This window comes from Phormidesmis priestleyi ULC007, from assembly GCF_003003695.1.
Lineage (GTDB): Bacteria > Cyanobacteriota > Cyanobacteriia > Leptolyngbyales > Leptolyngbyaceae > Phormidesmis_A > Phormidesmis_A priestleyi_A.
Genome location: NZ_PVWG01000026.1, coordinates 1 through 13,017, shown reverse-complemented (window position 1 = coordinate 13,017; position 13,017 = coordinate 1). Strand labels below are relative to the sequence as shown.

Here is a 13,017-nt window from a genome sequence, read left to right as displayed (position 1 = left end):
GTGACAGGGCAGTTCTTATAACTTCAATCTTAACGGGTCTGTAAAGTTCTTCAGTCCTGGTTTTTTCTGCTGATAAATACAGATGGGCGATCGCCCGATCGTCCTTAAGAATTTCCGTTCGGAGAATGCCCATTGTCAGGCGCGTTGTAATTTTGTTGATTTTGAGGAAACAGCTTGACGAGAAGATTATTAACGTAAGACTGCCCATAAACACTAGCAATCACCACAGGGTTTGGTTCGGGTAATGAATGTTCGGGTGACGGATCTTCGGGTAGAACTTCCGCTTCAGAAGGTGTTTGAGGATCAGCCCACGGGTCTGGAGGCGCTTCGGACACAGGAGTAGATTGAATTGGGGCAGATTCGAGTGCTTCTAAAGGACGGCTGCGATCGCCCACCAGAGAACCCGGTGCCACCAGTGCCCCCCCTTCAACAGCACTCTCTAAAATCGTTGCTGCTGACCCAATGCAAGCCCGATCGCCGATGGTGACCTGACCCACCAGCAAAACCCCCGCGCCAATGCTGGCACCTGCTCCGACTTTCAGCGTACCTTCATGGACGTGCAGCACTGAGCCAACGCCAATGCAGGCTCCAGCACCAATAATGATCTTGCTGCCCGGATCTGCTTGCAGCAGAACCCCCGGCGCGATCGCGACCCCTTCGTGAATGGTGACATCGCCACTCACCAGATAATGGGTGGTGTCGATCGGACATAGTTGCAGAGGCAAAGGATACATCGTTCAAGAGTTTTGAATTCTGAGTTCTGAATTGATTACCAACTCAAAACTCAAAACTAGTTACTTTCCAGCTTTTTGAATGACCATCTCAATGATGCGACGTTTTGCCTTCAGATCGGTGCCGATCAAGCGTACATATTGGCCCGCATAGTCAGACAAAGCAGATTCAAGAGCCGTGATCGCCTGAGATTCAGAGTTTGCTTGAATCGAAGCCCCAGTCTGCCAAGCGCCACCTTTGTAGCGACGGACATCTGCATACTCTAAGCCAATTCGAGCGCCTTGACGCACTAGCTGACGCACCTGATCAAGCGCTTCACTACTGAGCTTTTGACTCCCTGAAGCTGAACGTGCCGAGGAGGAACTCGTTGAAGCGGGTGGAGCATAAACCGGAGGATCTAAAACTAGAGAGGTTTCAGGTGTTTTACCAGGACGGTGAATGACGGTTTCTAAAACTCGCTTCTTCGCAGTTGTATCGACACCAACCAGGCGCACATAGTGACTGCTGTGGTCTGCGATAAAAGATTCTAGAGCCGCGATCGCTTCCCCTTCTGATCTCGTATGGATCAAAGGCGCACTGCTCCAAGAATTGATCTTGAATCGTCGCTCATCGGCAAACTCTAGACCGATCGCCGCGCCTTGCGACAACAGTTGACGCACCTGCTCGGCAACACTGCCATCAGTGCGGACTGCACTGTGACTCGGAGCCGCTCCACCGTTGGAAGTAGGTCTCACAGTCGGATTAGAGATATGTTGCTTGCTGGAGGGACGTTGGACGATCGATTCTAAAACTCGCTGCTTTGCTTTGGGGTCGATGCCGATGATCCGCACATATTCACCTGCATGATCTGTCATGCACGCTTGCACTTCAGCCAAAATTCCAGACTCGTTGTTCGCCTGAACCGAAGCGCTTTTCCAAGAGCTTGTTTGGAACCGACGCTCGTCAGCAAACTCGATCCCAATCCGTCCGCCTTTGCTTAAAACTTGACGAATTTGAGCAACGACAGAACCTTCGATCGAGCCACTAGCCGCCGCATGACCGTTTCCGTTGCCACTACTAGAAGCATAAGACGGTGCCGAATAGCTGCTAGACGAACCGTTTGAAAGCTTTGTCGGTGCCGCACCTGGACGCTGAATTATTGTTTCCAGCACCCGCTTTTTAGCTTTTGTGTCAATGCCAATTAGCCGCACATAGTCGCCGCTATGCTCTTGCATACACGAGTCGAGCGCAGCCAGCACTTCAGATTCTCGATTTGACTGAATGGTCGCACAACTTTTCCAAGAACTGATCTTGAAGCGTCGCTCATCGGCGTGTTCGGTGCCAATTCGATAACCTTGAGCCAGCAGTTGACGCACATGCTCAATCACGCCGCCATTGCCCGAACCATTGGCAGAGCGGCTAGAAACATTTGAAGTGGGTTGATTCATTTTAGGGTTAGCCATCTCATTTCTGATTGGGGCAATACAAGCGATATTGTCAGCGCAGCGATAGCCCGATCGCAGCGCATCGTTGATATGAATAATGTGCGACGCAAACTTCACGTCGGCTTCTAGCACGTTGGGTAAACGATCGGCCTGCTGCTGATTGGTGATGATCGCTCCAGAAGGCACATACTTTCCAGGAGGAATTTCTACATCTTGAACCAGCGCGTGCATCATGATAATGCTGCCGTTGCCAACCCGTGCGTTAAACACCGTCGATCGAAATCCAATAAAACAATCGTCGCCCACATAAGCGGGCCCGTGAATCAGCGCCATGTGAGTGAGCGAAGAACGGCTTCCCACCCAAATTGAATAGGAATCACCATCATCACCCGCAACTCTGCCCTGTTCTAGCCCGTGCATGACGACTCCATCCTGAATATTGGTGTCATCACCAATGTAGAACGGATGCCCTTCATCGGCGCGAATCGAGGTGCCCGGCGCAATCATCACATTTTCGCCCACTCTCACGTCTCCAATGATGTTAGAGAACGAGTGAACGTAGGCGGTATGGTGAATGTCGGGTTCGGCGAGACTCTTTGACCAAGGCGTGGGTGGAGCCGCAAAACTACGGACTACCATAAAAAATTCTCCTAGCTGACCGCGCATTGTAAAGCTCGACTGCACACATCGCAAGGATGATGACTCGATCGTAACTTTTTGCGCCTATTCAATCACTTTGCTGAACTGACTAGCCGTAGCGCAGTACACCGTTATCAATTGCGTAATGGGTTAAGCTCTGCCCAACCCATTACGCAATTAGGTGCCCGATCGCTAATATTGCGTCCCTTTGCTGTAGAGCGATCGATTGTCAACACTTACCGTGTCAATAATTCCAATCACTGCCGCATCGACAGGGCGCTGTTCACTTCCGGGAACTTGACGGGCAGCACTGCCACGGCTAACCAGAACCCATTCATCGATCCCTGCCCCAACATTGTCAGCCGCCACCTCGTAATGAGGGAGTGGCTGCCCTGCGTCATCTAAAAATTGTAGAAGCAGAAACTTCACACCTCTTAGACTCGGCTCTTTTTGGGTGCTGACAACGGTGCCGCGAACTCTAGCAATTTGCATCAGGCGTTATGGACGGTTAAGAGGGCGGATGCCGCTCACGCTTTCACGGAATGGCTCAACTGCCTCGGTGTATCGAATGGGCAGCACATACTCCAGGTTTTCGTGAGGACGAGCGATGATGTGGGTAGACAGTACTTGCCCGCCGTTGACGCGCTTGACGTTTTCGATGCCAGCCGCAACTGATGCCTGAACTTCAGACACATCGCCCCGCACGATCACCGTAACGCGACCACTCCCAATTTTCTCATAACCCACCAACGTCACACGAGCGGCTTTCACCATCGCGTCTGCGGCTTCTACCACGGCGGGGAAACCCAGAGTTTCAATCATGCCAACTGCAATAGCCATCGTTAAATTCTCCCTTCCAATCAAATTCTAGACACAACAAAATCAGTTAACTAGCAAATTGCCATTAACTTCGGAACTGCTCAACCGCTTCGGTGTAGCGAATGGGCAGCACATACTCTAAGTTTCCGTCAGGACGAGCGATGACGTGAGTAGACACTACTTGTCCGCCGTTCACCCGCTTAACAGATTCAAGCCCAGCCGCGATCGAGGCTTGCACCTCGGACACGTCTCCGCGAATGATCACGGTCACGCGACCGCTACCAATCTTTTCGTAGCCAACCAGGGTGACACGAGCAGCTTTCACCATTGCGTCTGCGGCTTCCACCACAGCCGGAAAACCCAGTGTCTCAATCATTCCCACAGCGATCGGCATTCTTGATCTCCTGATAAGTGAAACTAATTGCAACAACCCTAAGCAAAAATGTTGACGAGATAACCCATCTTGTCAAGCTTCATCAAGGCTTTTCAACCGTACTCTCTATTCAGAATAAGCGGGTTGTTGACGCTTGACAATATAATACTTGATGATAGTTACAAATTTTAGACATAAGCTCGACTAATCTTTCGTGCTGCGATCCCCAGTTATCAGCTCCTGCCCACAGGGAGATGGTGAAGATTGCCTTAAGATTTCGCCTTCAGAATCATAGACTCTTTTCAACACTATTTATAGAAAACTTTCTTGTACATAAGTCATGTTTATCTATAAAAGTTAGCTTTTCTATACCATTGGCTCTCTCTGTATAGATCGCATTGTACTTTTAAGGACGTTAAGCGTTAAGCTGAATTTCACGAGGAAAGTTGTTCTAATTTTTTAACAATCATCAAAATTGGTGAAGTTTCCCAACCGAGCAAATTTGCTTTGGGGGGTGTTTTTGGTAAGTTTTTGAGTAAAGGCAGGTTCGATGCAGCAGTTTCTCATTGATACAAGTTGGTGGGTGCCTTGTTATGGGTTGCTGGGCGCGATCCTGTCTTTACCTTGGGCAACGGGGCTGATTCGGCGCACGGGCCCTCGACCTGCCGCTTATCTCAATATTTTCACAACGTTTTTGGCCTGCATCCACGGCTGGGCGCTGTTTAATGCCACTTGGGGGCAGGAGTCACACGAGCTAGTCATTCACTGGTTACAAGCAGCAGATCTCGATCTGTCGATCGCTCTAGACATTTCCTCAACGAGCGTCGGCGCGATGGAGGTGATCACAGGCTTGAGTTTGCTGGCGCAGGTTTTTGCGCTGGGCTATATGGAGAAAGACTGGGCATTAGCTCGATTTTTTGCCTTGATGGGTTTTTTTGAAGCGGCGATGAGCGGTTTAGCGTTGAGCAATTCTCTGTTTCTCACTTATGCTCTACTGGAGATCTTGACCCTCTCAACCTATTTGCTAGTCGGTTTCTGGTATGCCCAACCGCTCGTTGTGACCGCCGCACGAGATGCATTCTTGACCAAGCGCGTCGGCGATGTGCTTCTGCTGATGGGCGTTGTGGCGCTCTCGACCCTATCGGGCAGTTTAAATTTTCCTGACCTATATGAGTGGGCAGAGACGGCTGAACTGTCTCCCACGGTGTCTGCTCTGCTGGGTTTGGCGTTGATTGCGGGCCCGATCGGCAAGTGCGCCCAGTTTCCGCTGCACTTATGGCTTGATGAAGCGATGGAGGGCCCGAATCCCGCTTCGATTTTAAGAAATTCGGTAGTGGTGGGCTGTGGTGCCTACGTTTTGATTAAACTTCAGCCAATTTTGATCTTATCTCCGGTGGCTTCAACGGCTTTGGTTGCTTTGGGTGCGGCTACCGCGATCGGGGCTTCTCTGGTGGCGATCGCCCAAATCGACATCAAGCGCGCCTTAGCTCACTCCACGAGCGCTTATTTAGGGTTGGTGTTTGCTGCGGTCGGAGTGAACTGGACAGGCTTTGCATTAGCGTTGCTGTTTGCTCACGCGGTCTCGAAAGCATTGCTGTTCATGAGTACGGGATCGATTATTGCCACGACTAGTTGCCAAGATATTACTGAAATGGGTGGCTTGTGGTCACGAATGCCAGCGACCACCAGCGCTTTTCTAGTCGGTTCTGCGGGTCTGGTCGGAATTCTGCCTCTAGGCGGTTTTTGGGCTTTTCAAAGAGGAGTGGATGATTTTTGGTACGGTCAGCCGTGGCTGGTAGCAGTCATTCTGATCGTGAATGCGCTGACGGTTTTTAACCTGACTCGTGTCTACCGTTTGGTCTTTCTCGGTCAGCCAATGCCCAAGACGCGCCGCGCTCCAGAAGTGCCTTGGACGATGGCGGTGCCGATGGTGACGCTGACAATTTTTACGCTCACCGTTCCCCTGATTATGCAAACGCTGTCAGTGCTTCCTAGTTGGCGATATCTCAACTGGCAAGGCTCTCTGATGATTATTGGGTCGGGGTTGACGGGGCTAATTGCTGGATCGCTCGTGGCGTTTAACCACAATTGGTCTAGACCGATTCAAGCGCCTCTACGATTTATGCAAGATTTTTTAGCTTACGACTTATATGTCGATCGCCTCTATCGATTTACGGTGGTCTTTGTCGTCAGCACGGTTTCTCGATTTAGTGCCTGGTTCGATCGATACATTGTGGATGGGTTCGTGAATTTTGTAGGATTGGCTTCTATTTTTAGCGGAGAAAGCCTGAAATATAGTGTTTCGGGTCAGTCTCAAGCTTACATGCTGACCATTTTGCTGGGTGTGGGTCTATTAGGAATCGTGCTTACCTGGTCGATGTGGGAATCCGTTTTAGGGGTGTTCTTTTGACCGAAGCTCCCACAGCTTAAACCTCAAAATTCAAACTTTTATATCTTCGATTGACCTATGCTTAGTGCTTTAATTTGGATACCTGTAGTGGGAGCCTTGCTCATTGCGGTGTTGCCTGCCACGGTCGCGGCAAGTCGAGTCCGTCAGGTGGCGATCGCCTGGAGTGCGATCGTGCTGGCGGTGACGATCGCGATCGCCACTCAATTTGATGCGCTTAATATTGGAATGCAGTTTCAGGAAAGCATTCCCTGGCTCGACTCATTGGGGTTGAGCTATCGTCTAGGCGTGGACGGATTATCATTTCCACTGTTGGCGCTGAGTAATTTATTGACCCTAATCGCAATCTACTGTAGCGATACTTCTGTTCAGCGTCCCAGGTTCTATTATGCGTTGATTCTCCTGTTAAACATGGGAGTTGCAGGCGCGTTTTTAGCCCAAAACTTACTGTTATTCTTCCTGTTCTATGAGCTTGAACTGATTCCTCTCTATCTGCTGATCGGAATTTGGGGTGGCGCAAAACGGGGATATGCTGCGACTAAGTTTTTAATTTACACCGCTCTTTCAGGCGTTCTAATTCTGGCAGCTTTCTTAGGATTAACCTGGTTAGGTGGAGCAACTTCTTTTGAGTTTGATCCGCTGTTGTCTCAAACGTTGCCGCTCACGACTCAAATCGTGTTGCTCGGCGCAATCTTAATCGGGTTTGGAATTAAGATTCCGCTATTTCCGTTGCACACTTGGTTGCCCGATGCTCACGTTGAAGCCTCTACGCCGATTTCTGTTTTGTTGGCGGGTGTGTTGCTAAAGCTGGGAACTTATGGGTTAATCAGATTTGGATTGCAGCTATTTCCTGAAGCGTGGGCGGTACTGGCTCCCTGGCTGGCAACTTGGGCAGTCGTGAGCGTTTTGTTTGGGGCGTTTACCGCGATCGCCCAGACCGACATGAAAAAAATGGTGGCATATAGCTCGATCGCGCACATGGGCTACATTCTTTTAGCGGCGGCGGCAGCAACTCCGCTCAGTCTGCTAGGAACGGTCTTTCAGATGGTGAGTCACGGTCTGATTTCAGCGATGTTATTTGCATTGGTGGGCGTGGTTTATAAAAAGACCGGAACTCGTGACATCACCATTTTGCAAGGATTGCTTAACCCAGAACGAGGATTGCCGATTATTGGCAGTTTAATGGTCGTCGGCGTGATGGCAAGTGCCGGAATTCCCGGTATGGTGGGCTTTATTTCAGAGTTTCTAATTTTTAGAGGTAGTTTTCCGGTGTTCCCCGTCCAGACATTGCTGTCGATGATCGGAACGGGACTCACGGCAGTTTATTTTCTGCTGTTGGTCAACCGGACTTTTTTTGGTCGCCTCCCTGAGCAGTTTGAAAACCTTCCAAAAGTGCCCTGGTCAGAGCGGGCACCTGGTTTTGTGCTTGCAGTTTTGATCGTTATTTTGGGCTTACAACCTAGTTGGGTGGTGCGCTGGACTGAAACGACCACAACGGCAATGCTGATTGATTTTCCAACCATTGCCGCTAAGACGTTAAAGTCTCCAAGTCCGGCTGGAATACTCGCGAATGAGCAATTTATCATTCACAATTAGTCTCTTTTACTCTCCATCAGACGCTTATGGTTACTACTCCGCTCAAGCCTTCAAATCATCCGTTAGCCGACATTATTGATCGCCTGGAAGCGGGCGGTGCTCTGCTACCCGACTCTGAAGATAACCTGCTCGAAGTGGTTGGCGTTCTCAAGAGTTATGGGGTTGTGTTAGATGCTTACTGGCGCAATCTCATTTACATTTCAGAACACCAGTTTTTAGAGTTATTTCCGTTTTTCAAATACTTTGACGGAGATGTTTCATTTAACAAGTTGCTCAAACATTGGTGGCACGATCGCTTTAACTACGAGTTTGCTGAGTATTGCATGAAAGCAATGTTTTGGCACGGTGGCGGCGGCTTAGACACCTATCTCGATTCGCCAGAGTTTTTAGAACTCGTGCAAAAAGCGACTAATGAAAAGTTAAAAAACAACTTACCAATTAAGGGACTCGCAAAGGTATTTCCTGACTTTTTGCCAGAGCAAGTGCGTCAGTTGTGCTACTACAGTGCGCTGGGGCAGTTTTGGAAGGTCATGAGCAAAATGTTTTTAGACCTGTCCGACTCCTACGACCAGGGAACCATTCGATCGATTCCTGATGTGGTTGAGTTTATCCGAGCCGCATTGGTGGCTGCCGCAAACGAACCGATTACCTATGCGGTGGAGATCGGCGATCGCACCTATGATCTGATTCCTAAATCCGCAGGGTTGACATTTTTGATGGATACGGGAGTTCCTTATATCAACGCGGTGTTTTTTCGATCGTTTCCGTTCATGGGCACCGTTTCTTATAATGCCCAAGCCCGCCAGATTTCGTCTGATCAAGAGCGTTTTAACTATGGCGCACTTTACGCAGACCCGTTGCCAGTTGGCGGTGCAGGCATTCCACCCACTCTATTGATGCAAGATCTAAGGCACAATCTGCCGCCCTATCTGCATGAGTTATATCAGCGATCGCTCCGCGGTGAAGAAGATCTGCGAGTCAGAATTTGCGTCAGCTTTCAAAAGTCGATGTTTTGCGTAACTACGGCTGCGATGTTGGGGTTGATGCCTCATGCGATCGATACGATCGATGCCAAAGAGCAGCAAATTAATCGCAAGTATCTTGAAGGCTGGATGGATCGATTGATTGGCTCCCGCTTGCCAAATGTTCAAGTTTGTGATGTTTAGGAACGTGAATTTATTAAAGTGCAACTGCTCGGATTCAACTAGATCGGATACAAGTTCGTTAATTGCTCCGTTTGAGTCGGCTTGTGCCCCCTAAATCCCCCATTCTGGGGGACTTTGAAACCGGGAATCTTGGCTCAAAGTCCTTCACTTGTGGAAGATTTAGGGGGCGAAGATCTCAGCCATGACGAATCAAGAGATTTGATTACAAGTTTTACAGGTTATTTAATCCACGATCCTTAGCATAGACTTTGGCGGGAATGGAGCTAAAGCCTACTAATCAGAAAGTCAGAAAAGAAAATTCCAATGTTTGAATTTCAACATTGAGTGGTTAAATTCTTGTAACTCAAAATTCATCACTCAATCCTTCTCCGGTGTTCATGGGCGAAGTCACCCTTTTAAGCTTTTTGATTGGCAGTCTGGGTTTACAAGCAGTGGTCGCAGGTGGGTGGCTGCGCTGGCAACAGTGGCGCATTGGGCAAGCGTGTGAAGAGGAGGAAGAAACTTTGACCCCTTATGATTCAAAAGACACCGTGCAGTCAACTTCTGCTCAAGCCAAAAATGGCACGAGCAAGCCGCCTAAAGATCCGCGACTGGTGGGCTGGGAGTTTAAGATTGTGCGATCGAGCCGTGATCTGTTTCGTGACCCTCAGATTTTTGAGCGCGTCTGTGCAGAAGAGTCGCAAGCTGGCTGGATTTTGTTAGAAAAACTCGACGATCGCCGGATTCGATTTAAACGCCCGATCGCGCTGCGTGAAATTCTCAATTCTGAAATGTTGACGATCGACCCTTATCGGAGTCACTACGGCTCGTCGGCAAATCCAGGTCTTTGGGTGGCCGCGATCGTCAGTCTTGTGCTGCTGATTCTGCCTGCATATTTAGGATTCATGCTCGTGTCAATCACTTTCAATAAACCTGACCCTTCTGCGGTGCCTCAAGGCTCACCCCTCCTTAAACCTGAGTAATGGTTTCAATCTTTTTGATGGGCCAAGTCTCGAATTAGCGACAGTTTGGACTGAATGTAGCTGCTGAGAATCGTGATTTCTTCAGGGTTTAGAGGTTGCTGAATTCTAAACTGGCGCAATAGCCACTGCACTAGACTAGCGTCGTCTAGATTGAGCAGTAGCGCCACCTGAGTCGCGTCTACCAAAGACCATAGCTGACGAAGCATTAAAGGAGTCATGTAACCGCGCGCCCGATCGAGAGAGTGTCTTTAGCCTCAACCATACTGAATCGCGCCGTACTTAAACTCAGAACACACAAGACGATATAAGAGTTACAAAAAGCTAATTAAGCGATCCATAACTTTATCAGGGCTAATCATGCGATAGGTGTAAGCTGACTGAGACGATCGCTCCTCCACGGCGTATAGTGAATAGTCTAGAGCCTGTCGATCGGTATGTATCTCAAGACGCTGCACCTCCGCAACTTTCGTAACTATCCCGATCAGCAGGTAGAGTTTTCGGCAGCCAAAACGATTTTGGTGGGCAACAACGCCCAGGGCAAATCAAACTTGCTCGAAGCTGTGGAGTTGATGTCTTCGCTGCGATCGCACCGTACCTCCCGCGATCGAGATTTGATTTTAGATGGAGAAGCGATCGCCCAAATTTCTGGACACTTGCAAAAAGACATGGGCGAAGTCGATTTGTCGATGACCCTTCGCCAAAATGGTCGCCGCAGTGTGGGCTTAAATGGGCTAAATCTTCGTCGTCAGCTAGACTTTCTGGGCACCCTCAACATGGTGCAATTTTCTAGTTTAGATCTCGATTTAGTGAGAGGCGGGCCCGAACAGCGTCGTCATTGGCTCGATGCTCTGCTTGTGCAGCTTGAGCCGATTTATGCCTCCGTGCTTCAGCAATATAATCAGATTCTTCGTCAGCGCAACGCACTTTTAAAAAGCATTCAAAAATCAGATCTTAACCGTCAAAATTTATTCAATAGTCAAGCGTTAGAGATTGAATCTCAGTCTTTAAACCCATCAGAGTTGTCTTTGTGGGATGCTCAATTGGCGATCGCGGGTTCTCGTGTAATTCGTCGTCGTGCCAGAGTTTTGCAGCGTCTCATCCCATTTGCTCAATCGTGGCATCAAACGATTAGCGGCAGCACCGAAGCGTTAGAGATTCGCTATGCGCCCAATGTAGAACTCATTGACGATAATCCCGAAGCGTTGCAGAAAGCATTTTTAGAGAAGATTCAGCAACGCGCGATCGTCGAGCGACATCAAGGAACGACGATCGTTGGGCCGCATCGCGATGAAGTTGAATTCACGATTAACAATACTCCCGCTCGTCAATATGGTTCTCAAGGACAGCAGCGTACTTTAGTACTCGCCCTCAAACTTGCCGAACTCAAATTGATCGAAGATGTTATTGGTGAACCGCCTCTACTGCTTTTAGATGATGTGTTAGCAGAACTCGATCTAAGTCGGCAAAATCAACTTTTAGATGCCATTCAAGATCGCTTTCAAACGTTGATTACGACCACTCATTTAGGCTCTTTTGATGCTCAATGGATTAACGCCTCACAAATTCTAGAAGTCAAAGCAGGACAATTAGTAGAGCAGGAAATATTTTGACGAGGAGCAGGTGGAGTAGCGGCTGAAGGACTACATTGCCACGTCAGTAGACCTCCTGCATGAATCCGGGAAAGCCCCCTAAAACCCCCAATTCTGGGGGACTTTGAACTCCGGTTTCCCTAGAATTGGGGGTTATGGGGCGAGTCAGGGTGGTTTACGTCGAGAGTTTTATTCGTGCAAGGAGGTCTATTAGGTAATCGACGGCTCCCCAACGCCCAACTTCCTAGAGTTGAATGGTGATTTTGTTGTGCAACTCCTCCACTTGAATCAGTGAACCATTGCCGATCTCAATGTTGAACTTCACTAAAGAACGTTCAACTTGATATCCCGGCAACACTCGAACAATTTGATATTCAGTCATCAAATCACTGGTGCCATCCCATTTGAACAATGCCAGTTGATTGGATGCAATCTCACTCAGTTGTGAAACAAACTCTTCAATGCTGTCGCTAACATTCACGAGAATGCCAGACGAAAGGAAGATATAACGCTCTTGCAAATCCAAAGTCACACTAACCCGATACCGTTTTTCGGTTGAGCATCGCAACTCAACGGTGAACGAAATCGAGCCAGGAACGATCGTCCTAACTCCCATATTATTTTGTCCTCTCGGTTAATTCAAAGAGGACAAGAATGCTGATTTCTCAGACATCCTGGGGTAAAAAACGTATGCAGGATCTTGATTCCAGCCTTTCAAGATCCCATAGCAAAGCTGACGGTGTACAATCATGAACGCCTCCTGAGTTAATGGTACTAACTAGGGATGGAAGTCCTCGGAGTCTGATTTCCCAGATCAGGCTGCGGGGCACAACTTCATCACTGCGGTGTATTGTACAAGAGTTTTTTGCTTTTTGGAATGCTGAATTTTTGAGAGGGTGCGATCTTCTCCGATGTCGAATTCTAAAGACCTGATGGGCGTGTTGACTCGTTCTCGATCACAGTCAACCTAAGCATCAATTGGGCTTCTCACCCCACGTCCGCCTTATTCAAAACGTGAGTATAAATCATTGTAGTCTTGACATCCCGATGCCCTAGGAGTTCTTGAACCGTGCGAATGTCATAGCCATCTTCCAACAGATGCGTCGTTCAGTATAACTGCCGAAATAGGGGAATTATCCTGTGAAGATTCCGTATAGAACCTAGAAAAGCAGGAGTTATCCGGCTTCCACACGGCATAATTTTTTGTGAGGGGCATTTATCCTGTTTGTGAGAAGTTCAAACGGCAGAAATAATAGTTAGACGTGCGACTCGAAGTCGTTCGGGGGAGTTGGAAGGACTTCAAAAGCCCT

Annotated in this window: 14 protein-coding genes; 5 read left to right on the top strand and 9 right to left on the bottom strand. The window is 48.7% G+C overall.

The genetic code is table 11. The features are described from left to right. Nucleotides 1-104 precede the first annotated feature (104 nt). From ccmN to C7B65_RS18050, 5 genes are all read right to left on the bottom strand, one after another. The gene (gene ccmN, locus C7B65_RS18070; protein ID WP_073074008.1) at nucleotides 105-734 is read right to left on the bottom strand and encodes a beta-carboxysome scaffolding protein CcmN; all 630 of its coding nucleotides are present in this window, start codon (nucleotides 732-734) and stop codon (nucleotides 105-107) included. Between the two features lie 60 nt (nucleotides 735-794). Beyond that, nucleotides 795-2,795: a beta-carboxysome scaffolding protein CcmM gene (ccmM, locus tag C7B65_RS18065; RefSeq protein ID WP_073074062.1), complete on the bottom strand. Its 2,001-nt coding sequence runs from the start codon at nucleotides 2,793-2,795 to the stop codon at nucleotides 795-797. A 192-nt stretch (nucleotides 2,796-2,987) separates the two neighbouring features. Continuing rightward, nucleotides 2,988-3,287, bottom strand: a complete 300-nt coding sequence (gene ccmL, locus C7B65_RS18060; protein ID WP_073074007.1) for a beta-carboxysome shell vertex protein CcmL — start codon at nucleotides 3,285-3,287, stop codon at nucleotides 2,988-2,990. Nucleotides 3,288-3,293: 6 nt separating this feature from the next. After that, nucleotides 3,294-3,635 carry a carbon dioxide-concentrating mechanism protein CcmK gene (locus C7B65_RS18055; RefSeq protein WP_017290237.1) on the bottom strand — a complete coding sequence of 114 codons (342 nt, stop codon included), beginning with the start codon at nucleotides 3,633-3,635 and terminating at the stop codon, nucleotides 3,294-3,296. 64 nt (nucleotides 3,636-3,699) lie between these two features. Then, nucleotides 3,700-4,008, bottom strand: coding sequence for a carbon dioxide-concentrating mechanism protein CcmK (locus tag C7B65_RS18050; RefSeq protein WP_073074005.1), 309 nt, complete (start codon nucleotides 4,006-4,008; stop codon nucleotides 3,700-3,702). A gap of 529 nt (nucleotides 4,009-4,537) precedes the next feature. Here C7B65_RS18050 and C7B65_RS18045 point away from each other — a divergent pair. The 4 genes from C7B65_RS18045 (at nucleotide 4,538) to C7B65_RS18030 (ending at nucleotide 10,118) form a co-directional block, all read left to right on the top strand. Further along, nucleotides 4,538-6,397, top strand: coding sequence for an NAD(P)H-quinone oxidoreductase subunit F (locus tag C7B65_RS18045; RefSeq protein WP_073074003.1), 1,860 nt, complete (start codon nucleotides 4,538-4,540; stop codon nucleotides 6,395-6,397). 57 nt (nucleotides 6,398-6,454) lie between these two features. Then, nucleotides 6,455-7,990, top strand: coding sequence for an NADH-quinone oxidoreductase subunit M (locus C7B65_RS18040; RefSeq protein WP_073074001.1), 1,536 nt, complete (start codon nucleotides 6,455-6,457; stop codon nucleotides 7,988-7,990). 26 nt (nucleotides 7,991-8,016) lie between these two features. Next, complete coding sequence (locus C7B65_RS18035; RefSeq protein WP_073074000.1) at nucleotides 8,017-9,156, top strand: CO2 hydration protein; 1,140 nt, start codon at nucleotides 8,017-8,019, stop codon at nucleotides 9,154-9,156. A 377-nt stretch (nucleotides 9,157-9,533) separates the two neighbouring features. Continuing rightward, a complete protein-coding gene (locus C7B65_RS18030) occupies nucleotides 9,534-10,118 on the top strand; it encodes a hypothetical protein (protein ID WP_073073998.1) in 585 nt (194 codons plus the stop codon). Between the two features lie 5 nt (nucleotides 10,119-10,123). Here C7B65_RS18030 and C7B65_RS18025 read toward each other — a convergent pair whose 3' ends face one another. Further along, complete coding sequence (locus C7B65_RS18025; protein WP_073073997.1) at nucleotides 10,124-10,336, bottom strand: hypothetical protein; 213 nt, start codon at nucleotides 10,334-10,336, stop codon at nucleotides 10,124-10,126. Between the two features lie 93 nt (nucleotides 10,337-10,429). Further along, nucleotides 10,430-10,573 (bottom strand): hypothetical protein, encoded by a 144-nt coding sequence (locus C7B65_RS27905; RefSeq protein WP_181314430.1) that lies wholly within the window; start codon nucleotides 10,571-10,573, stop codon nucleotides 10,430-10,432. On the opposite strand from C7B65_RS27905, the gene recF reads away from it, so the two are divergent. Continuing rightward, nucleotides 10,553-11,728 (top strand): DNA replication/repair protein RecF, encoded by a 1,176-nt coding sequence (recF, locus tag C7B65_RS18020; RefSeq protein WP_073073995.1) that lies wholly within the window; start codon nucleotides 10,553-10,555, stop codon nucleotides 11,726-11,728. The two genes, C7B65_RS27905 and recF, sit on opposite strands and share 21 nt — an antisense overlap. Before the next feature lie 223 nt (nucleotides 11,729-11,951). Here the strand turns inward: recF and C7B65_RS18015 are convergent, their stop codons facing one another. Further along, nucleotides 11,952-12,323, bottom strand: a complete 372-nt coding sequence (locus C7B65_RS18015) for a hypothetical protein (protein WP_106254088.1) — start codon at nucleotides 12,321-12,323, stop codon at nucleotides 11,952-11,954. A 371-nt stretch (nucleotides 12,324-12,694) separates the two neighbouring features. Continuing rightward, nucleotides 12,695-12,802 (bottom strand): tyrosine-type recombinase/integrase, encoded by a 108-nt coding sequence (locus C7B65_RS18010; protein WP_425320469.1) that lies wholly within the window; start codon nucleotides 12,800-12,802, stop codon nucleotides 12,695-12,697. Nucleotides 12,803-13,017: the final 215 nt, after the last annotated feature.

Bases quoted from the DNA above. Each gene is read 5' to 3' on its own strand.
- ccmN (WP_073074008.1), bottom strand. From the start codon at position 734: ATGTATCCTTTGCCTCTGCAACTATGTCCGATCGACACCACCCATTAT.
- ccmM (WP_073074062.1), bottom strand. From the start codon at position 2,795: ATGGTAGTCCGTAGTTTTGCGGCTCCACCCACGCCTTGGTCAAAGAGT.
- ccmL (WP_073074007.1), bottom strand. From the start codon at position 3,287: ATGCAAATTGCTAGAGTTCGCGGCACCGTTGTCAGCACCCAAAAAGAG.
- C7B65_RS18055 (WP_017290237.1), bottom strand. From the start codon at position 3,635: ATGGCTATTGCAGTTGGCATGATTGAAACTCTGGGTTTCCCCGCCGTG.
- C7B65_RS18050 (WP_073074005.1), bottom strand. From the start codon at position 4,008: ATGCCGATCGCTGTGGGAATGATTGAGACACTGGGTTTTCCGGCTGTG.
- C7B65_RS18045 (WP_073074003.1), top strand. From the start codon at position 4,538: ATGCAGCAGTTTCTCATTGATACAAGTTGGTGGGTGCCTTGTTATGGG.
- C7B65_RS18040 (WP_073074001.1), top strand. From the start codon at position 6,455: ATGCTTAGTGCTTTAATTTGGATACCTGTAGTGGGAGCCTTGCTCATT.
- C7B65_RS18035 (WP_073074000.1), top strand. From the start codon at position 8,017: ATGGTTACTACTCCGCTCAAGCCTTCAAATCATCCGTTAGCCGACATT.
- C7B65_RS18030 (WP_073073998.1), top strand. From the start codon at position 9,534: ATGGGCGAAGTCACCCTTTTAAGCTTTTTGATTGGCAGTCTGGGTTTA.
- C7B65_RS18025 (WP_073073997.1), bottom strand. From the start codon at position 10,336: ATGACTCCTTTAATGCTTCGTCAGCTATGGTCTTTGGTAGACGCGACT.
- recF (WP_073073995.1), top strand. From the start codon at position 10,553: ATGTATCTCAAGACGCTGCACCTCCGCAACTTTCGTAACTATCCCGAT.
- C7B65_RS18015 (WP_106254088.1), bottom strand. From the start codon at position 12,323: ATGGGAGTTAGGACGATCGTTCCTGGCTCGATTTCGTTCACCGTTGAG.